The sequence below is a fragment of the Cryobacterium aureum genome (genome assembly GCF_002954245.1).
In the GTDB taxonomy this organism is placed as follows: Bacteria; Actinomycetota; Actinomycetes; order Actinomycetales; family Microbacteriaceae; genus Cryobacterium; species Cryobacterium aureum.
In genome coordinates this window covers 60,022-86,926 of the sequence record NZ_PPTG01000014.1, presented here as the reverse complement: position 1 = coordinate 86,926, position 26,905 = coordinate 60,022, and the positions used below count along the sequence as shown (strand labels likewise).

The 26,905-nt window shown below is 64.9% G+C and carries 23 protein-coding genes; 14 read left to right on the top strand and 9 right to left on the bottom strand.

The genetic code is table 11. From position 1 onward, the window contains the following. The first annotated feature begins 5 nt into the window (after positions 1 to 5). The 8 genes from CJ028_RS06000 (at position 6) to CJ028_RS05965 (ending at position 10,511) form a co-directional block, all read left to right on the top strand. Complete coding sequence (locus CJ028_RS06000) at positions 6 to 1,562, top strand: aldehyde dehydrogenase family protein (protein ID WP_105034371.1); 1,557 nt, start codon at positions 6 to 8, stop codon at positions 1,560 to 1,562. Then, a complete protein-coding gene (locus CJ028_RS05995) occupies positions 1,559 to 2,422 on the top strand; it encodes an aldehyde dehydrogenase family protein (RefSeq protein WP_105034370.1) in 864 nt (287 codons plus the stop codon). The genes CJ028_RS06000 and CJ028_RS05995 overlap by 4 nt, the downstream gene beginning before the upstream one ends. 69 nt (positions 2,423 to 2,491) lie before the next feature. Continuing rightward, positions 2,492 to 4,006, top strand: a complete 1,515-nt coding sequence (locus tag CJ028_RS05990) for an SDR family oxidoreductase (RefSeq protein WP_105034369.1) — start codon at positions 2,492 to 2,494, stop codon at positions 4,004 to 4,006. An 85-nt stretch (positions 4,007 to 4,091) separates the two neighbouring features. Continuing rightward, positions 4,092 to 4,652, top strand: coding sequence for a GDSL-type esterase/lipase family protein (locus CJ028_RS05985; RefSeq protein WP_105034368.1), 561 nt, complete (start codon positions 4,092 to 4,094; stop codon positions 4,650 to 4,652). 53 nt (positions 4,653 to 4,705) lie between these two features. Next, a complete protein-coding gene (locus CJ028_RS05980; RefSeq protein ID WP_105034367.1) occupies positions 4,706 to 6,652 on the top strand; it encodes a DUF2207 family protein in 1,947 nt (648 codons plus the stop codon). An 11-nt stretch (positions 6,653 to 6,663) separates the two neighbouring features. Further along, positions 6,664 to 6,999 (top strand): DUF6804 family protein, encoded by a 336-nt coding sequence (locus CJ028_RS05975; protein ID WP_105034366.1) that lies wholly within the window; start codon positions 6,664 to 6,666, stop codon positions 6,997 to 6,999. A 291-nt stretch (positions 7,000 to 7,290) separates the two neighbouring features. Then, positions 7,291 to 9,477, top strand: coding sequence for a DEAD/DEAH box helicase (locus CJ028_RS05970; protein WP_105034365.1), 2,187 nt, complete (start codon positions 7,291 to 7,293; stop codon positions 9,475 to 9,477). 5 nt (positions 9,478 to 9,482) lie between these two features. Further along, on the top strand, positions 9,483 to 10,511 hold the full coding sequence (locus CJ028_RS05965; RefSeq protein ID WP_105034364.1) for a 6-phosphofructokinase: 1,029 nt from the start codon (positions 9,483 to 9,485) through the stop codon (positions 10,509 to 10,511). Positions 10,512 to 10,608: 97 nt separating this feature from the next. Here CJ028_RS05965 and CJ028_RS05960 read toward each other — a convergent pair whose 3' ends face one another. Then, positions 10,609 to 10,863 carry a mycoredoxin gene (locus CJ028_RS05960; protein ID WP_092340957.1) on the bottom strand — a complete coding sequence of 85 codons (255 nt, stop codon included), beginning with the start codon at positions 10,861 to 10,863 and terminating at the stop codon, positions 10,609 to 10,611. Between the two features lie 57 nt (positions 10,864 to 10,920). Between CJ028_RS05960 and CJ028_RS05955 the strand changes: the two genes are divergently transcribed. Genes CJ028_RS05955 through CJ028_RS05945 form a run of 3 tightly spaced genes read left to right on the top strand, consistent with a single transcriptional unit; the run spans position 10,921 to position 12,921 of the window. Next, complete coding sequence (locus tag CJ028_RS05955; protein WP_105034363.1) at positions 10,921 to 11,394, top strand: 8-oxo-dGTP diphosphatase; 474 nt, start codon at positions 10,921 to 10,923, stop codon at positions 11,392 to 11,394. Then, entirely contained in the window at positions 11,387 to 12,592 is a 1,206-nt protein-coding gene (locus CJ028_RS05950) for an inorganic phosphate transporter (protein ID WP_240607124.1), read from the top strand. Before CJ028_RS05955 ends, CJ028_RS05950 begins: the two co-directional genes overlap by 8 nt. After that, a complete protein-coding gene (locus CJ028_RS05945) occupies positions 12,589 to 12,921 on the top strand; it encodes a peptidase (RefSeq protein ID WP_105034361.1) in 333 nt (110 codons plus the stop codon). Before CJ028_RS05950 ends, CJ028_RS05945 begins: the two co-directional genes overlap by 4 nt. A gap of 88 nt (positions 12,922 to 13,009) precedes the next feature. On the opposite strand, the gene CJ028_RS05940 is transcribed toward CJ028_RS05945, so the two are convergent. After that, positions 13,010 to 14,287 (bottom strand): uracil-xanthine permease family protein, encoded by a 1,278-nt coding sequence (locus tag CJ028_RS05940; protein WP_105034360.1) that lies wholly within the window; start codon positions 14,285 to 14,287, stop codon positions 13,010 to 13,012. 81 nt (positions 14,288 to 14,368) lie between these two features. Here CJ028_RS05940 and CJ028_RS05935 point away from each other — a divergent pair, with 81 nt between their 5' ends. Together CJ028_RS05935 and CJ028_RS05930 are read left to right on the top strand one after the other, a co-directional pair. Beyond that, complete coding sequence (locus CJ028_RS05935) at positions 14,369 to 15,931, top strand: carboxylesterase/lipase family protein (protein WP_105034359.1); 1,563 nt, start codon at positions 14,369 to 14,371, stop codon at positions 15,929 to 15,931. Between the two features lie 66 nt (positions 15,932 to 15,997). Further along, positions 15,998 to 17,482 carry an NCS2 family permease gene (locus tag CJ028_RS05930; protein ID WP_105034358.1) on the top strand — a complete coding sequence of 495 codons (1,485 nt, stop codon included), beginning with the start codon at positions 15,998 to 16,000 and terminating at the stop codon, positions 17,480 to 17,482. A gap of 59 nt (positions 17,483 to 17,541) precedes the next feature. Here the strand turns inward: CJ028_RS05930 and CJ028_RS05925 are convergent, their stop codons facing one another. Genes CJ028_RS05925 through CJ028_RS05905 form a run of 5 tightly spaced genes read right to left on the bottom strand, consistent with a single transcriptional unit; the run spans position 17,542 to position 22,597 of the window. Next, entirely contained in the window at positions 17,542 to 18,306 is a 765-nt protein-coding gene (locus CJ028_RS05925; RefSeq protein ID WP_105034357.1) for a FadR/GntR family transcriptional regulator, read from the bottom strand. Then, on the bottom strand, positions 18,290 to 19,078 hold the full coding sequence (locus CJ028_RS05920; protein WP_240607122.1) for a 3-oxoacyl-ACP reductase: 789 nt from the start codon (positions 19,076 to 19,078) through the stop codon (positions 18,290 to 18,292). The genes CJ028_RS05925 and CJ028_RS05920 overlap by 17 nt, the downstream gene beginning before the upstream one ends. 21 nt (positions 19,079 to 19,099) lie before the next feature. Continuing rightward, positions 19,100 to 20,461 carry an aldehyde dehydrogenase family protein gene (locus tag CJ028_RS05915; protein WP_105034356.1) on the bottom strand — a complete coding sequence of 454 codons (1,362 nt, stop codon included), beginning with the start codon at positions 20,459 to 20,461 and terminating at the stop codon, positions 19,100 to 19,102. Next, positions 20,458 to 21,219 (bottom strand): gamma-glutamyl-gamma-aminobutyrate hydrolase family protein, encoded by a 762-nt coding sequence (locus tag CJ028_RS05910; RefSeq protein ID WP_338064127.1) that lies wholly within the window; start codon positions 21,217 to 21,219, stop codon positions 20,458 to 20,460. The genes CJ028_RS05915 and CJ028_RS05910 overlap by 4 nt, the downstream gene beginning before the upstream one ends. Before the next feature lie 10 nt (positions 21,220 to 21,229). Continuing rightward, complete coding sequence (locus tag CJ028_RS05905) at positions 21,230 to 22,597, bottom strand: glutamine synthetase family protein (protein WP_105034354.1); 1,368 nt, start codon at positions 22,595 to 22,597, stop codon at positions 21,230 to 21,232. A 274-nt stretch (positions 22,598 to 22,871) separates the two neighbouring features. On the opposite strand from CJ028_RS05905, the gene CJ028_RS05900 reads away from it, so the two are divergent. After that, positions 22,872 to 24,416 (top strand): amino acid permease, encoded by a 1,545-nt coding sequence (locus tag CJ028_RS05900; RefSeq protein WP_105034353.1) that lies wholly within the window; start codon positions 22,872 to 22,874, stop codon positions 24,414 to 24,416. Between the two features lie 9 nt (positions 24,417 to 24,425). Here the strand turns inward: CJ028_RS05900 and CJ028_RS05895 are convergent, their stop codons facing one another. Next, positions 24,426 to 25,301 carry a fumarylacetoacetate hydrolase family protein gene (locus CJ028_RS05895; RefSeq protein WP_167395129.1) on the bottom strand — a complete coding sequence of 292 codons (876 nt, stop codon included), beginning with the start codon at positions 25,299 to 25,301 and terminating at the stop codon, positions 24,426 to 24,428. A 63-nt stretch (positions 25,302 to 25,364) separates the two neighbouring features. Next, on the bottom strand, positions 25,365 to 26,885 hold the full coding sequence (locus CJ028_RS05890) for an AlkA N-terminal domain-containing protein (RefSeq protein WP_105034352.1): 1,521 nt from the start codon (positions 26,883 to 26,885) through the stop codon (positions 25,365 to 25,367). Between the last annotated feature and the right edge of the window lie 20 nt (positions 26,886 to 26,905).

Sequence of the window (26,905 nt, the reverse complement as noted above, 5' to 3'; positions counted from 1 at the left end):
CGACCATGAAATTTCTTGACTACGCCCCGGCCCCAGAGTCCCAGGCCCTGCTTAATCTCAAAAGCGATTACGGTCTGTTCATCAACGGTGATTTCACGCCCGGCCGCGGCACCCCGTTTCAGACCATCAACCCGGCCACCGAGCAACAGATCGCCATGATCTCCACCGCCAATGAAGCGGATGTCGACGCCGCCGTCTCCGCCGCCCGTCACGCCTACGACGGGGTCTGGTCGCGGCTCTCCGGTAGCGACCGGGGCAAGTACTTGTTTCGCATCGCCCGCCTAGTGCAGGAACGCGCACGCGAACTCGCGGTCGCCGAAACCCTCGACAACGGCAAGCCGATCAAGGAAACCCGCGACGTGGACATTCCCCTCGTCGCGGCCTGGTTCTTCTACTACGCGGGCTGGGCCGACAAGCTCGACCACGCCGGAGTCGGACCGAACCCGGCCGCGCTCGGCGTCGCAGCCCAAGTCATCCCGTGGAACTTTCCGCTCATGATGCTGGCCTGGAAGATCGCCCCGGCGCTCGCCGCCGGCAACACCGTCGTGCTTAAGCCCGCCGAAACCACCTCACTCACCGCGCTGCTGTTCGCCGAGATCCTGCAGCAGGCCGACCTGCCAGCCGGCGTGGTGAACATCATCACGGGCGACGGCAGCACCGGCCAGACCCTGGTCAACCACCCCGGCGTCAACAAGGTCGCCTTCACCGGCTCGACCGCGGTCGGGCGGGCCATCGCCCGTTCCGTCGCCGGAACCGATAAGAAGCTCAGCCTCGAACTCGGCGGCAAGGGCGCCAACATCGTCTTCGACGACGCCCCGATCGACCAAGCCGTCGAGGGCATCGTGCGCGGCATCTTCTTCAACCAGGGCCACGTCTGCTGCGCCGGAAGCCGCCTGCTGGTGCAGGAAAGCATCCAGGACGACGTCATCGACCGGCTCAAACGTCGCATGCAGACGTTGCGCCTCGGCGACCCGCTTGACAAGAACACCGACATTGGTGCCATCAACAGTGCGGAACAGCTCGCGCGCATTCGAGAACTGTCCGACCTGGGCCAGCAGGAGGGCGCCGAACGCTGGAGCACCGACTGCGTCATTCCTACGACCGGCTTCTGGTTCGCGCCGACCATCTTCACCAACGTGTCGACGAGTCACCGCATCGCCCGCGACGAGATCTTCGGCCCGGTGCTTTCCGTGCTCACCTTTCGCACCCCGGCTGAGGCCATAGCCAAGGCGAACAACACGCCGTACGGTCTCTCCGCCGGAATCTGGAGCGACAAGGGCAGCCGCATCCTCGCCGTCGCCGATAAGCTGCGCGCTGGCGTGATCTGGGCGAACACCTTCAACCAGTTCGACCCGTCCAGCCCCTTCGGCGGCTACAAGGAGAGCGGTTACGGCCGCGAGGGCGGCCGCCACGGTCTCTCGGCGTACCTCAAGCCCGCCGTGCGTAGCGGCTCACGGTCGATCCCGGCCGTCGAGCACACACCGCAAGCCGTCGCCTCCGCTGGCAAGAAGTCGGCATCCGCAAGCAAGAAGTCCGCATCAGCAGAGAAGGCCGCCAAGTGAACCGCCTCGCCATTCCCAAGACCTACAAGCTCTACATCGGCGGCAAATTCCCGCGCAGCGAATCCGGCCGGGTCTACGAGGTGCTCTCGCACCAGGGCGACTTTCTGGCCAACGCCGCGAAGGGCAGCCGTAAGGACACCAGGGACGCCGTCGTCGCCGCCCGCAGCGCTCTCAGCGGCTGGGCCGGTGCCACGGCCTACAACCGCGGCCAGGTCTTGTACCGCATTGCCGAACTGCTGGAGGGCCGTCGGGCGCAGTTCGTCGACGAGATCGAGAGCTGCGAGGGTGTGAATGCGGCGGTGGCGGGCACCCAGGTCGATGAGGCCATCGACCGCTGGGTCTGGTACGCCGGCTGGGCCGACAAATACGTGCAGGTCGCCGGCAACGCCAACCCGGTCTCCGGACCGTTTTTCAACCTCTCCGTGCCCGAACCGACCGGCGTCGTGGCGATCATCGCCCCGCAGGGCAGCGAGTCGCTGCTCGGACTGGTCAGCGCGATTGCCCCGGCCCTGGTCGCGGGCAATACCGTCGTCGTCGTCGCCAACGAACTCGCGCCGCTGTCTGCGATCAGCCTCGGTGAGGTGCTCGCTACGAGCGACGTACCCGGCGGCGTGGTCAACATCGTGACCGGTTCCCCGACCGAGATCGCACCGTGGTTGGCCAGCCACGCCGACGTCAATGCCCTCGACCTCGTCGGTGCCGGGGCCCTGGACTGGGTGGAGCTGCAAATCAGCGCCGCCGACACGCTCAAGCGTGTGCTGCCGCCCGAGACCGGAGCGGATGCCGCGGCTCCCGCCCTGTCCCGCATCCTCGCCTTCACCGAACTCAAAACCGTCTGGCACACCAAGGCAATCCTCTGATTCGACCGGACTGCCGGTTCGCGGCATCCACTCAGGGGCGGCTGGGGAGAACGGGATAAACTCCGCCGCATGACCTTACGCAGAGCACTTGTCACCGGCGCAACGGGCTACATCGGCGGACGCCTCGTCCCCAAACTCCTGGAGGCCGGCTTCACCGTGCGGGTGCTCGTGCGCACCCCGTCGAAACTGCGGGATGTGCCCTGGGCCGACCAGGTCGAGGTCGTGCAGGGTGATCTCGGCGACCTGGCCTCTGTACAGCGCGCCTGCGCCGATATCGACGTGTTGTACTACCTCGTGCATTCGATGGGCGCGGCCGGGGATTTCGAGAAGACCGAGCATCTGGCCGCCGAGAATGTCGCACAGGCCGCAGCCGCAGCCCGGGTTTCACGAATCGTGTACCTCGGTGGCCTGCATCCCGCGACCGGCACACTCTCGCCGCACCTCAACTCCCGGCGGGAGGTTGGCCGCATCCTGCTCGCCAGCGGCGTGCCGACCATCGCGTTCCAGGCCGGTGTGGTGATCGGCTCCGGCTCGACGTCGTTCGAGATGATCCGCCACCTGACCGATGTGCTCCCGTACATGCCCGCGCCTAAATGGGTGCGAAATAAGATCCAGCCGATCGCCGTACGCGACGTACTGTACTACCTGCAGGCCGCCGCCGACCTTCCAAGCGACGTGAACCGCACCTTCGACATCGGCGGCCCCGATGTACTGCGCTACGGCCAGATGATGAACGGTTATGCCCTCGAGGCGGGCCTCAAACAGCGGGCCATCGCCGCCCTGCCCGTGCTCACGCCGTGGCTGGCTTCACAGTGGGTGAACCTGGTCACGCCCATTCCGCGCAACCTCGCCATCCCCATAATCGCGTCACTGCAGTACGACTGCGTCGTGGCCGAGAGCGACATCGACGAATACATTCCGCAGCCGGAAAACGGCCTCACCGGCTATCGCCGGGCGGTGCGCCTCGCTCTCGGCCGAATGCGCGACGGCGATGTGGAGACCAGCTGGCGCAACTCGTCCATCGAGGGGGCGTCGAGCAATCAGCTGCCGAGCGACCCGGACTGGGCCGGGCACACCGTGTACACCGACCTGCGCGAGAAGACCACCACGGCCGACCCCGCCGCCCTGTGGCGGGTCATTGAGAGCATTGGCGGTGAGAACGGCTGGTACTCCTTTCCGTTGGCCTGGGCCGTTCGCGGTCTCATGGACAAGGCCGTCGGCGGCGTCGGACTCCGCCGCGGACGCCGCAACCCCGACCATCTGCACACGGGCGAGGTCCTCGACTTTTGGCGGGTCGAGCAGATCGACCACGGCAGTTTCCTGCGGCTCCGCGCCGAGATGCGCGTACCGGGCCGGGCCTGGCTCGAAATGACCGTCAAAGAAACGGATGACGGTGGCTCGGTCTACCGTCAGCGCGCGGTGTTCTTTCCCCGCGGTCTCAGCGGGCGACTGTACTGGGCGGCGATCCTTCCGTTCCACGGCATTATTTTCGAGGGCATGGCCACGCGCATCACGGCGACCGCTGCAGCGGAGCGGAAGGCGGAGCATGCGCTTGCGCCGGCTTCTGGCTCTGACGCACACTGAACCTGCAGTAGAACGTGCGTATAGTCTGAGAATTCTGGCGGCTCGGTCAGGTTCGGGGCATGATGGTTACAAGTAGGAGGCCACTATGTCAGTTTCTCTCGTTTTTCTGGGCGACGGCCTCGTTGCGGGCGGTCAATGGGACGAATGGTTTCCCGAGCACGATGTGCACAACCTGGCCGTCAGCGGAAACACCACCGATGAGGTGATCGCCCAGATCGACCGGGTGATTGAGTTGCGACCGGACGCCATCGTGATCGGGGTCGGAACCAACGATCTCGGCTGGCGTAAGTCCGACGAGTACGTCGTGCGAAACATTGAAACCATCCTGCACACCCTGCGCCGCGCCTTACCGGAAACCCGCATCATGGTGCAGTCTGTCTTGCCTCGTGACCAAGACTTCGCCGAGACCATCCGCTCAATAAACCGGCACGTATGGCAGTATGCCCCCACCCAGCACGTGCAATATCTCGACCTCTGGCCGACCCTCGCCCTGCCGGACGGCGAGCTCGACCCAGCACTCGGCATTGATCGTCTGCACCTGAATCCGGCCGGGTATGCTGCCTGGCTCGCCGAACTGAAGCCGGGGCTGGAGCTGCTGTTCGAACGCCCGCCTTCGACGACGTCAATTCCTATCCAGCACGCCTGAGTTTCCCGCACGAGCGCGCAGTTCGCTGCCCGCACGCTCGGTAGAGTGGACTCATGCTCAGATCGGTTCGCCCCGCGCTCGTTCTCACTCTCGGTGCGCTGATCAGCGGTGTTCTGGTCATCGGGGGAGACGTGTTCGCTCTGGCGCCGCCCGCGCAGGCCGCCACCGCTCCGGCACCGCTTCGCACCAACACGCTTAACCTGGTGGGCGCAGACGTCAACGACTTCAGCTTTGATTCCTTCGACGCCCAATACAACCTCGGCCTGGACGTCGACGGCCGGTCAACGCTGACAACCGTCGAGACGATCGTGGCCCGGTTTCTTGAGGTCGACCAAAACCACGGCATTCAGCGTGCCATTCCCACGCACTACGAGGGACGCCCCACCGACATCGTGATCGAGAGCGTCACCGACGAGAACGGTACGCCGCGACCGTTTGACACCGAGACCACCAGCGAAGACCGCGATGAAGAGTTTCTCATCGTGACGAGTGCCGCCGACGAATTTGTGCATGGGGCGCAGACCTACGTGATCACGTACGCGCAATCCAACGTGACCCTGTACTCCGACGACGCAGACACCGAAGAGTTCTACTGGGATGTGAACGGTACCGGATGGGACCAGCCGTTCGGCCAGGTCACCGCAATGGTGCGGTTCGATCCGGAGCTGGTGGACCGGTTGGGCGCCGAGGTGCGGTGTTTTCAGGGGCGGGGTGATTCTGATAGGCCGTGTGACAGCATCCGTTTCACCGGGTCCGATACTGAACCGACCGTCTCCGCGCTGGCTCTCCAGCTTGGGCCGCAGGAGAATCTGACCATCGATGTCGAGTTCCAGCCGGGTACCTTCGTGCCGCGCGATGATTCTTTCACCGCCAACGCCCTCCCCAGCATTGGGCTGGTCGGCGCGATCCTGGCCCTGCTGACGGCCGTGTTTGCCGCGTTGTTACGCGCCACCCGATTGCGTGATGCGCGCGGTCGATTCACCATCATCGCCGAGTATCTTCCGCCACGAGGAGTGAACCTGCTCACCTCCGGAGACATCGTCGGTGCCGCGAGTAAGGCGATGGCGGCCCAGTTCATCAGCTTCGCGGTGCGTGGCAACGTGCGCATTCTCGAGGCGGGCGACAAGAAAAGTCACTTTCTGCTCGAGTTCGTGCACGCCGACGGTGTCGACGAGACCGAGAGTCGCATTCTCGGCAAGCTCTTTCCCGGACTAGAGCCCGGCGACCAGCGTGACCTGAAGAAGAAGAGCATTTCGCTGAGCAAGGCCCTGGCGAAGGAACGCACGGCGAGCCGCGCGCAATCTCTGCGTCTGGGTCTGCGGGAACAGAAAAACGTCTCCCTGCGCAGTGGGCTGCTCGGGCTTGCCGTGGTCAGCGCCGGCGTCGCCATCGTGGCCAGCCTGGGCGCCGTCATCACCGTGGTGGGTGGGCTCTGGCCCCTGCTGATCATCGTGGTGGGTATTGTGGCCGGGGTTGCCACGATCGCGTTGGTCGCTAATTTTAGAACGCTCACTGAGAGCGGTGCAGAACTGCGTGACTATCTGAAGGGCGTCAAGTTGTATATAGGTCTCGCCGAAGCCGATCGGCTGCGAGTGTTGCAGAGTCCGGAGGGAGCCGTGCGTTCCGTCTATCGGCCGGAAAATGGTCGGCCGGAGAAAGGTCGGCCGAATCTCGGCCTTGGCACCGTGACAGCGGATGCCCCCTCCGTGCAAATCGTGAAACTTTACGAACGCGTGCTGCCCCTGGCCGTACTGTTCGGGCAGGAGAAGGAGTGGTCTGGCGTGCTGAGCCAGTACTACGCCGAGAGCAACACTCAGCCCGACTGGTATTACGGGTCCGGAATTTTCCAGGCGGCGTACTTCGCGGGTGCGATCAGCTCCTTCCAGGCCGCCACGACGGCGTCCTGGTCGGGTAGCGCCACCAGCAGTTCGAGTTCAGGCGGAGGCGGCGGCGGTTTCTCGGGCGGCGGAGGCGGCGGCGGCGGCGGGGGAGGCGTTTGATGAAACGGGCAATGGGCACGCCAGCCGCACCGACGTTCACGCGCTCGGCCCTCGCGCCGGGACTGCTCGGCGCCATCGTTCTGCTAGCCGGACTCGCGCTTCTGGACGGTGAGAGTTTCATCATCATTCGCTACGCGGTCAGTATTCTGGCACTCATTATCTGTGTCTTCGTGATTCAGGCACGTTCCTGGTACTGGCTGATCGGCCTCGTTCCGATGGCCATCCTGTGGAACCCGGTCGTCATCATCGACCTCAGCGGTCAGGGCTGGGTCTCGGCTCAATTCATCGCGGCGATCATCTTCATCGTCGTCGGGCTGCGCACCAAAGTGCCAATTCGCAAGGAATGAACGTCGGGCGTAGACTACTATCGCGTTGGGAGAACTCGAGCAGGTCTCTACTGGCTCTCGCATTCGGTGGCAGCACCTGTCATAGCTGCAGCACCGTTGCGACAGCATCCGCTTGACCTTGGGTCCGGCATTATGATCAGGGCGCGTGCTGTGTTTCATGTACCACTTGTTTCTGTATGTCAGAGAAACGATGTGCGCACAGCGCGTTCAGGAAACACCAGAATGCCGTGACCGGCACGCTCGGATACGTACAGCCGGTACCCGTACCGTTCTGCTTCGAAGTGGAGAACAATGGCTTATACCCGCACCGATGCCTCGAGCAGCCGGAACAACCTCGGTCGTAGTGGGTCCACCCGCAATCGGGCTCACCCGCGTTCACGCGACGATGACGCGCCGATCATTCCCATTCTCGCCCGCAAGGTGCGCGAGGTCGAAGCGAAGGCGCAGTCCGGCACCAAGCTCGGGCCGACCAACCGCACGAAATACCAGGTCATTGCCCTGCTGATGCGTGAGGAACGCGCTCGGGTGAAAGGCGACAAAGAGCTCTCCGACGCCAACCGAGCAGAGCTGCTCAAACGCCTCGATGGGATCGCTCAGATTCTGGCCAAGACGGCCGCCCGCGACACGAGCCTGATCACCCTGCTCGAACCCGACGCTGGCGTCTCCACCGTCGCCCAGCGGTTTCGGCGTGATTGGCTGCTCGAATCCGGTGCCGAACTCAGCCCAGACGAACTCATCATCACCCGGGAGCCCGAGGCAGCACCGGTCGTGCTGCAGAACCAGGTCATCCCGCAGTCGGTGAAGGCCAGGCAGCTGGCCAACCCGTTCCTCGCCCCCGACTTCAGTACCGCGGCCCAGCCGATCGTGCACCCGCGTCGACTCGCGAACTGGGAACTGCTCGGTCCCTTGTTCAAATCGTTCGAGTACGGATCCGGCGGCCAGGCGGCCAGTATGGACATGCCGGAAGCGCCCCGCCTCGACCGGCTCTCCCCGGGCGGCATGGAGCTCATGCGGCACCAGGCGCGTTTCATTGAGAGTGCCCGCCTCGGCCATCGCAGCTACCTGCTCGCCGACGAGCCCGGTCTCGGCAAGACCGCGCAAAGCTTGCTGGCGGCATCCGTTGCCAATGCCTACCCGTTGCTGGCCATCGTGCCGAACGTGGTCAAGATGAACTGGGCGCGCGAAGTGGAACTGTGGACGCCGAACCGGCGGGCGACCGTCATCCACGGCGACGGCGACACCCTCGATGCTTTCGCCGACGTTGTAGTGGTGAACTACGACGTGCTCGACCGCCACCTCGCCTGGCTCGGCACGCTCGGGTTCAAGGGCATGGTCGTCGACGAGGCGCACTTCATCAAGAACCTGTCGTCCCAGCGGTCCAAACACGTGCTGTCGCTGGCCGACCAGATTCGTCGCCGCACCCCGGGCGGCAACCCGCTGCTGATGGCTCTCACCGGAACGCCTCTCATCAACGACGTCGATGATTTTCGCGCCATCTGGCAGTTCCTCGGCTGGATCGATGGTGACAAGCCTGCCCCTGCACTGCTGAAACGTCTGGAAGAGACCGGCCTGACCCCGGCCGACATGGGCTTCTACAAGGAAGCCCGCGCCGCCGTCATTGACATGGGCATCGTGCGCCGCCGAAAGGTCGACGTCGCCGCCGATCTGCCGGCCAAGCGCATCGCCGACCTGCCGGTGGAACTCGACGATGACCTCGGCCGATCCATCCGCCAGGCCGAGCGGGAGCTCGGTGCCCGTCTGGTCACCCGTTTTCAGGCGCTCGTCGCGGCCCGGCACGCTGGCTCGGGCGGTCCGGCCGTTCCCGACGAAGACCAGCGGGATGCCTACATTCGCGCCGTCGCTCACGCTGAGCTCGAAGATTCCAAGGGCCAGACCACTGGCGAAAACGTCTTCACGATGGTGCGCAAGATCGGTCAGGCCAAGGCCGGGCTCGCGGCGGATTACGCGGCGCAACTGGCCCGCTCGGTGGGCAAGGTGGTGTTCTTCGCCAAGCACATCGACGTCATGGACACCGCGGAGGAGATCTTCGCCAAGCGCGACCTGAAAACGGTTTCGCTGCGGGGCGACCAGAGCGCCTTGGCCCGCCAGGTCGCAATTGATTCCTTCAACAACGATCCCGACGTCGCGATCGCGGTGTGTTCGCTCACCGCAGCCGGTGTCGGCGTCAACCTGCAGGCCGCATCGAACGTGGTGCTCGCCGAACTCAGCTGGACCGCAGCCGAGCAGACCCAGGCGATCGACCGGGTGCACCGCATCGGTCAGGATGAGCCGGTCACCGCGTGGCGCATCATCGCCGCGCACACCATCGATGCGCGAATCGCCGATCTGATCGGCAGCAAAGAGGGTCTGGCTGCTCGCGCCCTCGATGGTTCCCAGGCAGAGTTTTCGGCCACCGATTCGGTGCAGGCGAGTGCGCTCATCTACCTGCTCAGCCAGGCCCTCGACGGAAAGCTGTAACCCGGATGAAGATCGGTATTCTCACCAGCGGCGGCGACTGCCCCGGACTGAACGCGGTCATTCGCGGCGCCGTGCTCAAGGGTGTGCGCACCCATGAATTCGAATTCGTCGGAATCCGCAATGGCTGGCGCGGACTCGTGCAGAGCGAGTTCATGGAACTCGATCGTCACAGCGTTCGCGGCCTGTCTCGCCAGGGCGGCACTATTTTGGGCAGTTCTCGCACCAACCCGTTCGAGGGCGAACACGGCGGCCCGGAGAACATCCAGCGCACCCTCGACGCCAACGGCATCGACGCCGTGATCGCGATCGGCGGAGAGGGCACGTTGACCGCCGCACATCGCCTCACCGAGGCCGGACTCAACATTGTCGGAGTGCCCAAAACCATCGACAACGACCTCGAAGCCACCGACTACTCGTTCGGCTTCAATACCGCCGTCGAAATCGCCACCGAAGCCATCGACCGCCTGCGCACCACCGCCGAATCGCACGGGCGCTGCATGGTCGTCGAGGTCATGGGGCGCCACGTCGGCTGGATCGCGCTGCACTCCGGAATGGCCGGCGGTGCCCACGCCATCCTCATCCCAGAGCAGCCCAAGTCGATCGAGCAGATCTGCGACTGGGTCGAGCACGTGCGTGACCGCGGCCGGGCCCCGGTCATCGTCGTCTCGGAGGGTTTTCTGCTCTCCGGCATGGAGGAAGCGCACTCCACCAAGGGCCTCGACGCATTTCATCGCCCCCGCCTCGGCGGAATCAGTGAGGTCATCGCCCCGCTGATCGAGGAACGCACCGGCATCGAAAGCCGCGCCACCGTGCTCGGCCACACCCAGCGCGGCGGCGCACCGTCGGCCTACGACCGGGTGCTTGCCACCCGCCTCGGCATGGCGGCGGTGGACGCTATCCACAACTCGCAGTGGGGGTCGATGGTGTCGCTGCGCGGCACCGAGATCGACGTCGTGAGTATCGCATCGGCCACAATCGGCCTCAAGCGGGTCTCACCAGCCCGCTACGACGAGGCCGCCGTACTTTTCGGCTAGGAGCGTGGCACGCGTTTGAGCTGGTGGCACGTGTTCAAACCAGTGCCGGCTTCTCAAACGAGTGCTGCGACGTGTAGACCCGAGAGCTGCGGGCTGGTCAGGCGAGTTTGGCCTGCACCTGGGCCAGCGATGGGTTGGTCGCGGCCGATCCGTCGGGGTACAGGATGGTCGGCACGGTCTGGTTGCCGTTATTGAGGCTCATCACGAGCTCCGGTGTGCCGTCAACCTGCTCGATATTCACCTCGGTGTAACCGATGCCGGCGGTGTCGAGCTGCTTCTTCAATCGTTTGCAGTAACCGCACCAGTCGGTCGTGAACATGGTGATGGTTCCGGTAGCGGGTACAAAGTCCATGATCGGAGCTTATCCGAGCCGCCTCCGAAAGAACCGCATGCGCGTTAAGATGAAGCAATGACTTTGCCCCAGGTATGCGTGTGCTACCTCACCCGACTATCTCCCGAAGGCAACCGGCAGGTACTGCTGGGGCGCAAGAAGAAAGGCCTCGGCGTGGGCAACATCGTCGGTCTCGGCGGCAAGCTCGAAATCGGTGAGAGCGCAGTGGACGCTGCCGTGCGTGAAATCGAGGAGGAATCCGGGCTGGTGGTTGCGGCATCCGCTTTGACTGAACTGGGGTATCTCACCTATCTGTTTCCGCACCGCCAAGAGTGGAGTCAGGAGTCGACCGTGTTCGTCTGCGACGAGTGGTCGGGGACCCCGCGGGAATCGAACGAGCTGAACCCGGTCTGGTTTGACGTGGCGACCCTGCCGGTGGATGAAATGTGGGACGACGCCCGGCATTGGCTGCCCGGGGTGCTGGGCGGCGTGCCGGTACGCGCCACGTTCACCTTCGGAGCTGACCTGGAAAGTGTGGTGTCTCGTGCCTGAATTCAGCCTCATCATCGTTCTGGTCATCGCGCTGGCACTCATCTTCGACTTCACCAACGGCTTTCACGACACGGCCAATGCCATGGCCACTCCGATCGCAACCGGCGCGATGAAGCCCAAAGTTGCCGTTGGCGTCGCCGCCATTCTCAACCTGGTCGGGGCTTTTCTCTCCACCGAGGTTGCGCGCACCGTGTCGGGCGGCATCATTAAGGAGGGGGACGGCGGGGTGCTGATCACCCCCGAACTCATCTTCGCCGGACTGATCGGCGCAATCGTGTGGAACCTGGTCACCTGGCTGATGGGCCTGCCGTCGAGCTCGAGCCACGCCCTGTTCGGTGGGCTGATCGGCGCCACGATCATCGGCGTCGGCACCCAGGCCGTTGACTACAACGTCGTGGCCGCCAAGGTGATTCTGCCCGCGCTGATCGCGCCGCTGATCGCCGGCGGCGTGGCGCTCGTCGCCACGCGCCTGGCCTACACGATCACCCGGCGCGATGTCGGCAAACCAGACGGCCGCGGCGGGTTCCGTTACGCGCAGATCTTCTCCTCCTCGCTCGTCGCGCTGGCACACGGCACCAACGATGCCCAGAAGACGATGGGCGTGATCACGCTGACCCTCATCGCCGGCGGGTTCCAGGCAGTTGGCAGCGGCCCCACCTTCTGGGTCATCGCCGCCTGCGCCCTCGCCATCGCCATCGGCACCTACACCGGCGGCTGGCGCATTATCCGCACCATGGGCACCGGCCTGACCGAGATCAAGCCGGCCCAGGGGTTCGCCGCCGAAACCAGCACCGCTGCCACGATCCTCGCCTCCAGCCACCTCGGATTCGCCCTCTCCACCACCCAGGTCGCCTCCGGGTCGGTGATCGGCTCCGGCCTGGGCCGCCGGGGCTCGACCATACGCTGGGGGATGGCCGGACGCATCGCTCTCGGCTGGGTCATGACCCTGCCAGCCTCGGCCATCATGGGCGCGTTCGCCGCCGGACTCGCCCTGCTGGGACCCGTAGGCATCGTGCTCGACATGGTGATCGGAACAATCGTGATCATGGCCCTGTTCCGCTGGTCGCGCCGCAACCGGGTAACCCACCACACCCTGCTCAACGACATCGATGATGCAGGACGGGTGGTCAATATCAAGAAGACGCCGCGCCGGCCCACCCGTCATGGCCGTGGCGACCGCAGAAAGGTGTCACTGTGATCGACTGGAGCGCCTTTCTCGTCGTCTCGGTCGCGTCACTGTTCTCGGCGGCCCTGCTCGTGAGTCTCTACTCGCTGGGCCTGCGCCTGCTCACCACGGCCGGCCGCATCCCGCTGGTGGAGCCGCACGAGTTCACCGGCGCGATCACCGTGCTGAGCCCGAAGAAGGCCGCGAAGCAGGTCAAACGAGCGCGCAAGGCCGCCGCAGCCAACCCGCTCACGCCCGGGCTGAAGCGCCTGGCCCTCTGCGCCGGGTACGCCTGCTTCGTGCTCTGCGGCATCGCCGTGCTGTACGGCGTCTACCTGATCGTGCCGGCCCTGCACCGGTAGCCCCGCTCGGCGTCCCGGTTTCTGCTTGCGCGCACCCAAATGGGGCGCGGTCATCCGCTTGTCAGGCGGGTTAGGCAGGTCAGGCGGGTCAGGCCGTCCGACGCACTCGGCCGAGCCAGGTCATCAGGTGGTAGATCACGATGGCCGCTAGGGTACCGAGGGCGATGCCGTTGAAGCTTAGGGTGTCCGCGTTCAGCGTGAAGTCGGCGATACCGATAATGAGCGCGGTCGCCGCGGTGAACTGGTTCACCGGCTTGGAGAAGTCGACCTTATTGTCGAGCCAGATCTTCACACCGATCACCCCGATCAGCCCGTAGAGCGCGGTGGTGACACCGCCGAGCACGCCATCGGGGATCGTGAAAATGATCGCACCGACCTTGGGGGAGAGGCCGAGCAGAATAGCGACGATTCCGGCCACCCAGTAAGCCGCCGTGGAGTAGATGCGGGTCGCCGCCATGACGCCGATGTTTTCGCCGTAGGTCGTGGTTCCGCTGCCGCCGCCGAAACCGGCCAGCATGGTGGCGAGGCCGTCGGCGAGCAGGGCGCGCCCGGTGAGCCGGTTCACCTTCGCATCCGTCATCTGCGCAACGCCCTTGATGTGGCCGACGTTCTCGGCGATGAGCACGAGGACGACGGGCAGAAAGGCGGGCAGCACGCCCAAGACAGCGGCTGGGTTTTCAAACGGGTTGGCGGGCGCGGTGAACGGCGGCAGCCCGATCCAGGCGGCGTCGGCGATCCGGCTGAAGTCGACCTCGCCGAAGAAGACGGCCGCGACGTAGCCCACCACCACGCCGAGAAAAATCGACAGCCGACCGAGGATGCCGCGAAACAGCACGGTGCACAGAATCACCGCGACGAGCGTGATCAGCGCCGTGAGCGGTGCCTTGTCGAAGTTGGCCTTGGCCACCGGGGCGAGGTTAAACCCGATAAGCGCGACGATGGCGCCCGAGACGATCGGCGGCATCAGTCGGTCGATCCACCCGGTGCCGGTAAGTTGCACGATGACGCCGACCAGGGTGAGCAACGCACCGACGGCCATGATGCCGAACAGGGCGCTGCCCATACCGGCCGAGGCGGTGGCTGCGGTGATCGGTGCGATGAAGGCGAACGACGAACCCAGGTAGCTGGGCAGTTTGTTCCCGGTGATCAGCAGGAACAGCAGGGTTCCGATGCCGGAGAACAGCAGCGTGGTGCTCGGCGGAAAGTCGGTGAGCAACGGCACCAGAAAGGTCGCACCGAACATGGCCACGACGTGCTGCGAGCCGATGCCGATGGTCAGTGGCCAGCTCAGCCGTTCGCCCGGGCCGACGACCTCCTGTGCCCCGACCGTTTTTCCGTCGCCGTGCAGGGTCCAGGGCAGTGCCATCGTGGTTCTCGTTTCTTCTGGTGCGGTATCTGTGTCGAGCGTAGTCGCAGCCGGTCAGCACGGCGGAATAGACTCGGGCGCATGAGTCAACTCGCTGATCCCACCACCGAGGCGGGGCTGGAGGTGCGAGTGGCCGCCGGACTGCTCCGCGGAGTTCGCGAGCGTGGCGTGCTCGCCTGGCGCGGTATTCCCTATGCGGCGGCTCCGGTGGGTGATCGACGTTTTCGTGCGCCGCAGCCGCCATCGGCCTGGCACGGTGTGCGCGATGCGAGCCAGTGGGGCCTGATCGCCCCGCAGAGTCATAAGGGCCAGTTTCGTGGTGCCCACCCGCGCATTCCCCAGGGAGAAGACTGCCTCAACCTCAACGTGATCGCGCCAGACGAGCGGATGCGTCCCGGCGCGCAGTTCGAGGACGCGCTGCGGCCGGTGATGGTGTTCATCCACGGCGGTGCATACAGCGTCGGCTCCAGCCGTGAGGTTCCGCGGCAGGGCGAAGGGCTCGTGCGGCGGGGCGGCATCGTCTACGTCAGCCTCAACTACCGGCTGGGGGCCCTCGGCTACCTGGACTTCTCTCGGTATGGCACGGCGGAGCATCCGTTTGAGAGCAATCTGGGACTCCGCGACCAGGTTGCCGCGTTGCAGTGGGTGCAGGAGAACATTCACGCCTTTGGCGGTGACCCGGATGCCGTCACCCTGTTCGGTGAGTCGGCCGGCGGCAACGCGGTCACCACCCTGATGACCGTGCCGAGCGCGGCCGGCCTGTTCCACCGGGCAATCGCGCAGAGCGCGCCGCCGAACGCGGTTTACCCGAGCGATCTCACCGCGCGCTGGGCCGGCGAATTCGTGGACAGTCTGATCGATCCCGGCCCCTCTAGCACCGCCGAAGCGGCCCGCCTGTTGCTCGCCGCCGACCCGGCACTGCTCGCCGCCGCCACGACGGCGCTGACCGTGCGTACCCCCGACCAGGACCCGGGTACGATTCCGCTCTGCCCGGTCATTGACGGAGTTTTTCTGCCTGAGCGACCACTCGACGCTTTTCGGGATGGCCGGGCCGCGCGCATCCCACTGATCATCGGCACCAACGCGCGCGAAGGGTCACTGTTCAGCGGCCGGATCGACATTCTGGCCACGACACCAGCGCGGATCCGCGCGATTTTCAAGAAAACCAAGAAGAAAGCGAAGAAAGCCCTCAAAGCGCAGTACCCGGGTATTCCGGCGTTGCGCGCGGCGCTGGATTTCGGCGGCGACTATTCTTTCTGGTACCCGAGCGTGAAAGTCGCAGAACGACACTCGCGCTACGCGCCGGTGTACTTCTACCGCTTCGACGCCGCGCCGCGGCTGCTACGCCTGATGGGCCTTGACGCTACCCACGGTCTCGAACTGTTTCCGTTGTTCGACCGGCTCGACGGCTGGTTCGGCCGCAGCATGACGGCGCTCGGGGGGCGACGAGCCTTTCAGGACATCGGTACCAGGATGCAGGGCTGGTGGCTCGGCTTTGTAGCCGGCGGGGTGCCATCGGCCGAGTGGCCTCGGTACGAAGAGGGAACCAGGGAGACCCTCATCATCGATCGGGAAGACATGATCGAATCCGACCCGAACCGCGAGCGGCGCCTGGCCTGGGGGCGATTCGTGCCGCACGTTTGATCGGCCAGCGCTGGCCCGGTCGTAGACTGGAACCTTGCGTTAAAGCCACGGCACCGGGAGCACACCATTTCGAGCACTGAGACACCCACTACTGCTGCCTCGCCGCAGCCGACGCCGCGTGGCCTGAAAGCCCGCGTCGACGCATACTTCGAGATCACCAGGCGCGGCTCCACCTGGTCGCGGGAATTTCGTGGCGGCGTCGTCACATTCGTCACGATGGCGTACATCGTTATTTTGAACCCGCTCATTCTCGGCGGGTTCAGCGCCGACCAGGCCGCCGTCGACGTCGAGGGCGGCTGGCTTCCCAATGAGCAGGTCGCCGCCGTCACCGCGCTGACCGCCGGCGTCATGACCATTCTGTTCGGCGTCATCGCGCGCCTGCCCTACGGCTTCGCCGCCGGACTTGGCATTAACTCCTTCCTCGCCGTGAGCGTCGTCGGCCAGGTCACTTGGGCCGAAGCGATGGGCCTGGTCGTCATCAACGGGCTCATCATCGTGCTGTTGGCCTCGACCGGACTGCGCGAACTCATCTTTAATGCCATCCCGCGTCCGCTAAAGATTGCCATTACGGTCGGTATCGGTCTGTTCATCGCGTTCATCGGTCTCGTCGACTCGGGCTTCGTGCGGGCCAGCGGCGCGAACTCACCGCCGGTGCAACTCGGCGATGCCGGCTCGATCGCCACCCTGCCGACCGCCGTGTTCGTGATCGGGCTAATTATCATGGGCGTGCTGCTGGCCCGCAAGGTCAAGGCCGCACTGCTGATCGGCATCGTAGCGACTACCATCATCGCGGTCATCCTGGAAGCCATCTTCAAGGTCGGGCCGTCGTTCGGCTCGAACCCGGCCGGCTGGAACCTCAACGCCCCCGTGCTGCCGACGAGCGTCGTCGCCCTGCCCGACCTCGGACTAATCGGCGAGGTCTCTTTCGGTGCCTTCGAGCGCATCGGCATGCTCGCCGCAGTGATGTTGGTCTTTACCCTGGTTTTCACGAACTTCTTCGACGCGATGGGCACGATGACCGGCCTGGCCAGTGAAGCTGGCCTGGCCGATAAGGACGGCAAATTTCCCAGGCTCAAGTCTGCCCTGATCGTGGAGGGCATCGGGGCCGTCGCCGGTGGCGCCACCAGCGCCTCCTCGAACACCGTCTTCATCGAATCGGGCGCCGGAATCGGCGAGGGAGCCCGCACCGGCGCGGCCAACGTGATCACCGGCATCCTCTTTCTGGCGGCCATGTTCTTCACCCCACTCACCCAGATCGTGCCGCTCGAAGTGGCCGCCGCCGCCCTTGTCATCGTCGGGGCGCTGATGGTGTCGCAGATTCGCCACCTCGACTTCAGCGAATTCTCCAGCACCCTGCCCATCTTTCTGACCATCATCGTGATGCCGCTGACCTATTCGATCGCCAACGGCATCGGCGCCGGGTTCATCAGCTGGGTGCTCGTGCGCAGCCTCTCGGGCAAGGGCCGCGAAATCAGCCCGCTGCTCTGGGTCGTCGCGGTCGGTTTCGTGCTCTTCTTCGTGCGCGGCCCGGTCGAGGCGTTGATCGGCTGAGTTACCCGGCGAGCGGATGCCGCGGCTCTCGCCGCCGAAATTCGCCCGCCCACCCCGGCCTACTCGAGAAAGCCCCGCAGGAGTAGGGCCGTACCGCGCAGGTGCTCGCGCATCGCGTCCGCGGCGGCATCCGGTCTTCCACTGAGAATCGCTGCGACAATCTGTTCGTGCTGTTTATTGGAGTGCACGATGTTGGGTGCCAGCAGGGGAATGGCATCGAGCAATTCGTTCAGGCGCATGCGCACGTCGGCGAGGAGCGGTACGAGCGACGGGGAACCGGCCAACTCGCCGATATAGAGATGGAGTCGGGAATCAACGCGACGGTACTCCTCCGCGCCGACGTCTGCGGCCGCCCCGAGGCTCGACCAGAGCAGCTCACGCTCCGGCGGGGACATCACCTTGGCGGCGGCGGCGCGGGCAGCTCCGACCTCGAGAATGTCGCGCAGGGTGAGCACATCATCAATCTCGGCGGCAGTCATCGACGGGTGCGGGGTTCCAGCGGCGGACTCAGCCGGATTCACCGGCGGCGTGGGAAGTTCATCCCTGACAAAGGTGCCGCCGTATCGTCCGCGCCGGGAGACGAGGTAGCCGGCCTCCGCCAGGGACCCGATTGCCTCTCGTAGGGTATCGCGACTGACGCCCAGCTGGGTGGCAAGGTCACGCTCCGGCGGCAACCGTTCGCCCGGAGCGATCAGGCCAAGTCGCACAGTCTGCAGGAGGCGTTGAACCGTCTCTTCAAACGTGTTGGTGCCCGAAACCGGCCCCAGGAGGAGACCGCTGTTGAGCCCCGCCGCCGGTGCCGGATCACTATTCTGGCGTGACATAGGCCGAGCTGATGCCGCCGTCCACCAGAAAGGTGGAACCGGTCATGAATGAGGAGTCGTCACTGGCCAGGAATGCAACGGCCGCCGCGAGTTCCTGAGGTTCGGCGAAGCGACCCACCGGAATATGCACGAGCCGTCGAGCGGCACGTGCTGGGTCTTTCGCGAACAGTTCCTGGAGTAGCGGCGTATTGACCGGCCCCGGGCAGAGTGCGTTCACCCGAATACCCTGGCGAGCGAACTGCACGCCCAGTTCCCGGCTCATAGCGAGCACTCCGCCCTTCGACGCTGTGTAGGAGATCTGGCTGGTTGCCGAACCGAGCACGGCCACGAAACTCGCCGTGTTGATAATAGACCCGCTGCCCTGCCGAACCATGTGACGCAGAGCCGCGCGGCAGCAGAGGTACACCGATTTGAGGTTGACGTCCTGCACCTTTTGCCAAGCGGGAAGTTCGGTCGTTTCGATGGAGTCGTCGTCGGGCGGTGAAATGCCGGCATTATTGAATGCCACGTCCACCGATCCGTAGGTCTCGAACGCGGTGTCGAACAGATGGTCCACCTGATCCTGATCGGTGACGTCGACTTTCACAAAGAGACCGCCGACCAATAGTGCGGCCGCTTGGCCGGCCTCGTCGTCGAGGTCACCGATGACGACCATGGCGCCCTCGGCTCTGAAACGTTTCGCGGTGGCTAAGCCGATTCCGCTGGCCCCGCCGGTGATGACGGCGACCTTGCCGGCCAGGCGCTGGGTCAGGTCGATGGGAGTGATGCTCACAGGATCTCCTTCGTTGAGGGACTAGTCAACCGCGATGAAAACGTTCTTGGTTTCAGTGAAGTGCAGGGGCGCATCCGGCCCCAGCTCCCGTCCGAGTCCGGATTGCTTGAACCCGCCAAAAGGGGTCGAGTAGCGCACCGAAGAGTGCGAATTGACCGACAGATTGCCCGACTCGATCCCGCGTGAGACTCGAATGGCTCGGCCGATATCGCGAGTCCAGATCGACCCGGATAGCCCGTAACGGGAATCGTTCGCCAGCGTCACGGCGTCGTCTTCGTCGCTGAAGGGCAGTACGGTCACTACCGGGCCGAAGATCTCCTCGGTCACACATCGGTCCGTGCGGCTCGGGGGGAGCAGCACTGTCGGAGCCATCCAGAATCCGGCACCGGTCGGAGCGCTGCCGCGGAAGACGACCGGTGCGTCGTCCGGCAGATATGCCGACACGGCAGCGTGGTGCTGGCGGGAGACGAGGGGCCCCATTTCGGTATCTGGGTCGGTCGGGTCGCCGACCCGCACCGCAGCCACGGCCGGTTCGAGCAGCTCCATGAATCGATCCATTGCGCTGGCCTGCACCAGGATGCGGCTTCGAGCGCAGCAATCCTGTCCCGCATTCTCAAACACGCCGGACGGCGCCGCGGCGGCCGCGCGTTCCAGATCTGCATCGGCGAAGACGATATTGGCACTCTTGCCGCCCAGTTCGAGCGTCACCCGCTTGACCTGGTCCGCGCAACCGGCCATGATCTGCTTGCCGACGGTGGTCGAGCCGGTGAACACGATCTTGCGCACGTCGGGGTGCGTCACGAAACGTGTTCCCACGACCGAACCACGACCCGGCAGCACCTGGAACAGGCCGTCCGGCAGTCCGGCTTCGAGGGCGAGTTCTCCCAAACGGATGCTCGACAGCGGCGTCCACTCGGCTGGCTTCAGCACCACGGCGTTACCGGCCGCGAGGGCCGGCGCGAAGCCCCAGGCACCGATCGTCATCGGAAAGTTCCACGGAGTGATCACGCCGACAACACCCAGCGGCTCATGAAAGGTGAGGTCGATCCCGCCCGCGACCGGAATCTGCTGGCCGAACAGGCGCTCGGGTCCTGCCGCGTAATACTCGAGGACGTCACGTACGTGGCCGGCTTCCCAGCGCGCTTGCGTGATCGGGTGCCCGGAGTTGCGCACCTCGATCTTGGCCAGGTTTTCCCGGTCACCGTCAACGACCTGGGCGAATCGACGCAAGATGCGGCCCTTATCGGCGGGAGCTACGCGGGCCCACACTGTCTGGGCTAGGACGGCGCGGGCGATCGCCTCGTCGGTTTCTTCCCGGCTCACGTGCTCGATGGTTTCACCGATGGATTCATCGGCCGGGTTGACGATGGTGTAGCTGCTCATCGGCTTGTCTCTCCTGCTCCGTTGAGTGCGGCTCTAGTCTGGTCTGCTGCGCGGTAGTCGCGGGCGGCCGTGACCAAACCGGTGAAGAGACGCAGGTCATCGGGCGACTGCTCCGGATGCCATTGAACGGCTACCCCGAATGGGACGGCCGCCAGCTCGACCGCCTGCACGATGCCGGCATCCGTTGTGGCCGTAATCCGCAAACCGGCGGCGAGGCGGTCGATGGATTGATGGTGGTAGACGGGCACTGCGGGTAGGAGCGTTTGGCCGTCCAGCAGTGCGCTGAGCATCGAGTCTGGTTCAACGGCAACGTCGACGACGTTGAACACACCGTTGCCGGCCTGATAGGTGGTGTCGCCGACCAGGTCTGGCAGATGCTGGTGGAGACTTCCGCCGAGGGCGACGTTGAGCATTTGCGCACCGCGACAGATTCCGAGGAACGGCAGTTGGCGGGCGACAGCCTCATGCAGCAGTACATCTTCCCAAGCGTCTCGATCGGGCCGGGGCTCGTCGGTCTCGGGGTGCGGGGCCTGACCGTAGCGAGCTGGATCGACGTCTTTACCGCCGGTGATGACCAGTGCGTCGAGCCCGTCGAGCACGCGGTTGGCAATAGCCGCGGTCACCGGCTGCGGCGGCAGCAGCACGGCAATGCCGCCGGCTTTGGTGATTGCATCGAAATAGACCCGTGGCAGAATCGCGGCCGGCACATCCCACACCCCGGTCTGCGCCTGTTCGAGGTAGGTGGTCAAGCCGATCACCGGTCCGGCATCACAGTCGCTCAAAGCCGCGCACCCGTTCCCAGTCGGTGACGACGGCATCGTAAGCCTGCACCTCGATGCGGGCGTTGTTCAGGTAGTGCTCGACGACCTCGTCGCCGAACGCCTCGCGGGCCACGGCGGACCCTGCAAAAAGTTCGGCCGATTCGCGCAGAGTTGACGGTACCCGTGGCACGTCGCTGGTGTAGGCGTTTCCCTCGTAGGCCGGCTGCAACTCAAGTTCGTGTTCGATGCCGTAGAGACCCGCCGCGATCAGGGCTGCGACGGCCAGATACTGGTTCACATCGCCTCCGGGCACCCGGTTTTCCACCCGCAGGGCCGGGCCATGCCCGACGACGCGCAGCGCGCAGGTGCGGTTGTCGAAGCCCCAGGCTAGCGCGGTCGGCGCGAAACTGCCCGGAACGTAACGCTTATACGAGTTGATGTTGGGGGCGGAGAATAGGGTCAGCTCCCGCATGAGGGCGAGCTGCCCGGCCACGAAGTGTTGGAACAGCTTCGACATGCCGTGCTTCGCCTCCGGGTCGTAAAAAACCGGTTCGCCGCCCGAGCCTTGCAGGCTGATGTGGATATGGCAGCTGTTGCCCTCACGCTCGTTGAACTTGGCCATAAAGGTGAGACTCTTTCCGTGCGCGTCGGCGATCTCCTTTGCCCCACTCTTGTAGACGGAATGATTGTCACAGGTGGCCAGCGCCGTCGCGTACCTGAATCCGATCTCCTGCTGCCCGAGATTACATTCGCCTTTCACCCCTTCGCAGTACATGCCGGCGCCGTCCATGGCGAGACGAATATCGCGCAACAGCGGTTCCATTCGCGTGGATGCCAGCAGCGAGTAATCGATGTTGTAATCGCTGGCCGGAATGAGGCCGTGGTACCCCTTTTTCCAGGCTTCACGGTAGCCGTCTTCGAAGACGATGAACTCGAGCTCGGTTGCACAGAACGGAGTGAGCCCGTGTTCGGCCAGTCGGTCCAGTTGGCGACGCAAAATCTGGCGCGGCGAAGCGAGCACCGGTTTCTCATCGAGCCAGTGCAGATCGGCGGTGACCAGCGCCGTTCCGGGCAGCCACGGGGCCAAACGCAGTGTGTCGAGGTCGGGGACCATCGCCATGTCCCCGTATCCGTGCGACCAGCTCGACGTGGCGTAGCCCTCGACGGTGTTCATCTCCACGTCGACGGCGAGAAGGTAGTTGCAGCATTCCGCGCCATGAGCGGCGGCATCCTCCAGGAACAGCCGAGCGGAGAGTCGTTTACCGACGAGGCGGCCCTGCATATCGGTGAACGCGACAACGACGGTGTCGATTTCACGGCGGGAAACCAGAATGGTCAATTCCTCGAGGGTGAGGTTTCCGGTACGAGCTGTCATCGAGCTTCTCCTCGGTGCTGGTATGCGGGCGGGGTGGTCAAGGCCGTTGAGCGGATCATGGAGCAGAGTGGTTCAATCATGCAATTTTCAACCATTAGACCACACTTCACCGACTGGAAGAGCGTTGCGGTTGCTCGAATTGAGACCAACGATTTTCGTCAAAGGTGTATACACCGCACCATTCAGCCTTTAGCATCATGGCAACCTCACTGAACGATTGCGCCCTCGCCGTTGGTAACGCCATCGGGTGCGCAACGAGCGCAAAGGAATTGAGATGTCCAAAGACACCTTGAAAGTTTCAGGCGTGAAGTACACCACAGCGCAAGCCGGCTACTTTGAGAAACGCCGGCTCACCCGCAGTGCCGGCATCTGGGGCCTGTGGGGTCTCGCTGTGGCAGCGGTAATCTCCGGGGACTTTTCGGGCTGGAACTTTGGAATCGACTTCGCCGGTTTTGGCGGAATGTCGATCGCGTTCCTGTTGCTGATCTTCATGTACTACGGAATGATTTTCAGCATCGGCGAAATGGCGGCGGCGATGCCGCACACCGGCGGGGCCTATTCGTTCGCTCGAGCGGCAATGGGACCGTGGGGCGGGTTCATCACGGGGCTCGCCGAGACCATCGAATACGTCGCGACCACCGCAGTCATTGTGTATTTTTCCGCTTCCTACGCCGATGGAATAACGCAGGAACTGCTCGGCGTCTCCCTGTCGCCGTGGGTGTGGTGGCTCATCCTGTACGTCGCCTTCATCGCGCTCAATGCTGCCGGCGCGGCCATCTCCTTCAAATTTGCCATCGTCGTGGCGATCATCTCCATTGCGATCCTGCTGGTGTTCTCCGCCATGGCAGCGTTCTCCGGGCTATTCAGCTGGGACAACCTATTCAATATCACGCCGGACGCCGGCCAGAGTGCCTTCCTTCCTCACGGCATAGTCCCGATCCTGTTCGCGCTGCCGTACGCCATGTGGTTCTTCCTCGGTATCGAAGAACTCCCACTCGCGGCCGAGGAATCGCACAACCCGGTGCGTGATATTCCGCGCGCTGGGCTCATCGCCCGGACGACGCTGATCGTTACCGGCCTGCTCGTTTTGTTTCTCAACACCGGAGTGGTTGGCGCGGCCGAGATTGCCGGATCGACCGAGCCCCTGCTCGATGGGTTCCGGGCGATCGTGGGCGACGGCGTCGCAGCGGTGCTGGCCCTGTTCGCCTTGATCGGGCTCTTAGCCTCCCTGCAGGGAATCATGTTCGCCTACGGGCGTAACATGTATTCGCTGTCGCGTGCCGGGTACTATCCCAAGTTTCTGTCGCTCACCGGGAAACGCCAGACCCCGGCTATTGCCCTGCTGGTGGGTGCCATCATCGGTTTCGTGGCGCTCGTGCTGGTCGATTCGCTCGGCGGGACTGGTGGTGTCGCCGGTGCCATCGTGCTGAACATCGCTGTCTGGGGCGCTGTGATCGCCTATGTGCTGCAGATGGTGTCGTTCGTACTGCTGCGCAAGAAGTTCCCGAATGCGAGCCGCCCGTACCGCAGCCCCTGGGGTATACCCGGTGCCGTTATTGCTGGCATTCTTTCACTGGCTATCTTTTTCGGATTCTTCATCAACGAACCGGCACGTCCGGCGATTGCGGCCATCGCCGTGGTCTACCTAGTCATGCTCGTGGCCTTTGCCCTGTGGGGACGCAAACGGCTGGTCCTCTCACCCGAGGAGGAATACGCGGTATCGGGCGGGTTGCACCGAGACCCGCAAGCGGATGGCTACGGCGGCGCGGTTGAGGACGAACTGCTCGCCCGGGACGGGAAGGACGACCCGCGACTCTGACCCGCGCGACTAGATCTCGCGGCAGTGGGTGGTGAGCAGGCCGATCTTGTCGATCGAGATGGTCACTGTCGACCCGTCGCCGAGGAAGATCGGCGGTTTGCGGCTGTAGCCGGCGCCGCCCGGGCTGCCGGTGGAGATCAGGGTTCCCGGCAGGAGCGTTGACGTCTTGGACAGGTACGAGATGATCTCTGCAACGGTGCGCACCATGTCGCAGCTGGAGGCATCCTGCAGGATGCGACCGTCAACGTGGGTGGTCAGCCACAGGTTTTGCGGGTCGCCGATCTCATCCGCGGTGACGACGAGCGGGCCGGTCGGGGTGAAACCGTCGAACGACTTGCAGCGAGACCACTGCGCCTCGGAGAACTGCAGGTCACGCGCGGTGATGTCGTTTACGACGGTGTAGCCGAAAACGTAGTCGAGGGCGTTGGCGACCGTCACGTTGCGGGCCGGGCGACCGATGATGACGCCGAGTTCGGCCTCGTAGTCGACCTGGGTGGTGAGGTCGCGCGGCCAGGTGATGGTCGAGCCGTGGCCGGTGAGGGAGTTGGGCCAGAGCGAGAACACGGTCGCCGCTGTTTCCAAGCGCAGGCTCAGCTCGGAGGAGTGTGCGGCGTAATTGGCGCCGATAGCGATGATCTGTGGCGGGCGCAGCACCGCGGAGGAATGCCGCAACTCATCGACCTGGGTCAGCACGGCGCCGTTGGAGACGGCGTCGAGGCTGATCGCGCGGATACGCTCGTAGCCGCCATCGCCCTGTTCGAGCAGGTCTTGCAGGTCGCGGGGGGCGTCGTCCATGACGTCGTCGAGAAACAGTGCCGCATCGTCGAAGATCACGGCCAATCGGGGAACGGAGGAGCCATCAACTCTCAAATGCGCAAATTTCACTCTTCTAGGCTAACCGGCTCTGCCTGCGGGTTGCGCTGTGAGGTGCTCCAACCCTCGGTCGGTCTACTTGGAGGAAACGGCCCCCTCGCCAACAGCAGGTGCACCGGCAGCATGCCACAGGTGCATTCCGGCGTAACTGCGCCACGGCGCCCAGTCGGCCCCGCGGACGGCCAGAGCGCGCGGTTGCACGGGTAGGCCGAGTCTGCCGGCACCCTGTCGCAGTGCCAGATCGCTGGTCAGCAGAATGTCGGGGCTGCCGAGCACTCGCATGGCCACGTACCCGGCCGTCCACGGTCCGATTCCCCGCAGCGCGACCAGACTTGCTTGGAGTTCGGCGCGGGTCTGCCCGGCTGACAGCTGCAATTCGCCCGCTGCCAGCGCCTCCGCGACCCGCAGGATCGTCTCGATTCGAGCGCCCGGCCCGCGCAGCACGGCAGGGCCGCCGGCAGCGATCTGCGCCGCAGTGGGAAAGAGCAGCCGCGACTCAGGCCCTGGCAGGCGTTCGCCGAGCGCATCGGCCAGCCTGGTCAGCGCGGTGCGGGCGGCGGCGACCGAGATCTGCTGCCCGATCAGCGCCCGGAACAGTGTTTCTTCGGCGTCCATACTGCCCGGCACGCGGATGCCGGGGGTCTTGGCGACCGAGATGGCCAGCGCCGAATCCGTGGCCAGATCATGATCGATGGCCTGTGCGTCAGCATCGAGATCGAACAGTCGACGAACCCGGCTCACCAGCGGTGCCAGGTCGGCGAGCTGGGTCAGACGGATGCTGCAAGCCAGGGCGGGGGCCGCATCCGTTCCCGACAGGGTCACCTCGACGGTGGCTGTGCCGTTGGGCAGCCGCACCGTGCGGGCGTAGCTCGTTGCGGTGGCCGTTTCGACGCCGGGCAGGGCGCGGGTGCCGAGAAAGCGCAGTAGGCCGGCGCCGTCGAAGGGTGCGCGGGCCGGCAGTTGCAGGGTCATCCTGGTTTCGGCAGGATCGACGCCAGGGATCGGACGCTCGAATGGTGGACGCCGGGTGGCGCGCACCTCGGTGGGGGTGCGTTCGTATACGGACGTGACGGTGTCGTTGAACTGGCGCACACTGCCAAAGCCGGCGGCGAACGCCACGTCCGTGATCTTCAGGTCGGTGCCCAGCAGTAACAGGCGTGCGGTCTGCGCACGATGCGCGCGGGCGAGGGCGAGCGGACCGGCACCGAGTTCGGCGACCAACACCCGGGTCAGATGCCGCGGCGTGTAGCCGAGGCGGGCGGCGAGCCCCGGTACGCCGTCGCGCTCGAGCACGCCGTCAGAAATCAGTCGCATCGCGCGGGCGGCGAGGTCATCCCGCAGGTTCCAGGCCGGTGAGCCGGGCACCGCGTCGGGCAGGCACCGCTTGCAGGCGCGCAGCCCGGCCTCATGGGCGGCCGCAGCGGTGAGGTAGAACGACACATTGCCCGGTTTGGGCGTGGCGGCCGGGCAGCTCGGCCGGCAGTAGATACCCGTCGTATGCACGCCGGTGATGAACTGGCCGTCGAAACGAGTGTCGCGCGAGCACATGATGCGGTAGCGCTCGGCGAAGACCTGGTCTGCGGCAGAGGACGTCATACCGTGAGCCTGCCACGATC

Bases quoted from the DNA above. Each gene is read 5' to 3' on its own strand.
- CJ028_RS06000 (WP_105034371.1), top strand. From the start codon at position 6: ATGAAATTTCTTGACTACGCCCCGGCCCCAGAGTCCCAGGCCCTGCTT.
- CJ028_RS05990 (WP_105034369.1), top strand. From the start codon at position 2,492: ATGACCTTACGCAGAGCACTTGTCACCGGCGCAACGGGCTACATCGGC.
- CJ028_RS05985 (WP_105034368.1), top strand. From the start codon at position 4,092: ATGTCAGTTTCTCTCGTTTTTCTGGGCGACGGCCTCGTTGCGGGCGGT.
- CJ028_RS05980 (WP_105034367.1), top strand. From the start codon at position 4,706: ATGCTCAGATCGGTTCGCCCCGCGCTCGTTCTCACTCTCGGTGCGCTG.
- CJ028_RS05975 (WP_105034366.1), top strand. From the start codon at position 6,664: ATGGGCACGCCAGCCGCACCGACGTTCACGCGCTCGGCCCTCGCGCCG.
- CJ028_RS05970 (WP_105034365.1), top strand. From the start codon at position 7,291: ATGGCTTATACCCGCACCGATGCCTCGAGCAGCCGGAACAACCTCGGT.
- CJ028_RS05965 (WP_105034364.1), top strand. From the start codon at position 9,483: ATGAAGATCGGTATTCTCACCAGCGGCGGCGACTGCCCCGGACTGAAC.
- CJ028_RS05960 (WP_092340957.1), bottom strand. From the start codon at position 10,863: ATGGACTTTGTACCCGCTACCGGAACCATCACCATGTTCACGACCGAC.
- CJ028_RS05955 (WP_105034363.1), top strand. From the start codon at position 10,921: ATGACTTTGCCCCAGGTATGCGTGTGCTACCTCACCCGACTATCTCCC.
- CJ028_RS05940 (WP_105034360.1), bottom strand. From the start codon at position 14,287: ATGGCACTGCCCTGGACCCTGCACGGCGACGGAAAAACGGTCGGGGCA.
- CJ028_RS05935 (WP_105034359.1), top strand. From the start codon at position 14,369: ATGAGTCAACTCGCTGATCCCACCACCGAGGCGGGGCTGGAGGTGCGA.
- CJ028_RS05925 (WP_105034357.1), bottom strand. From the start codon at position 18,306: ATGTCACGCCAGAATAGTGATCCGGCACCGGCGGCGGGGCTCAACAGC.
- CJ028_RS05915 (WP_105034356.1), bottom strand. From the start codon at position 20,461: ATGAGCAGCTACACCATCGTCAACCCGGCCGATGAATCCATCGGTGAA.
- CJ028_RS05905 (WP_105034354.1), bottom strand. From the start codon at position 22,597: ATGACAGCTCGTACCGGAAACCTCACCCTCGAGGAATTGACCATTCTG.
- CJ028_RS05900 (WP_105034353.1), top strand. From the start codon at position 22,872: ATGTCCAAAGACACCTTGAAAGTTTCAGGCGTGAAGTACACCACAGCG.
- CJ028_RS05890 (WP_105034352.1), bottom strand. From the start codon at position 26,885: ATGACGTCCTCTGCCGCAGACCAGGTCTTCGCCGAGCGCTACCGCATC.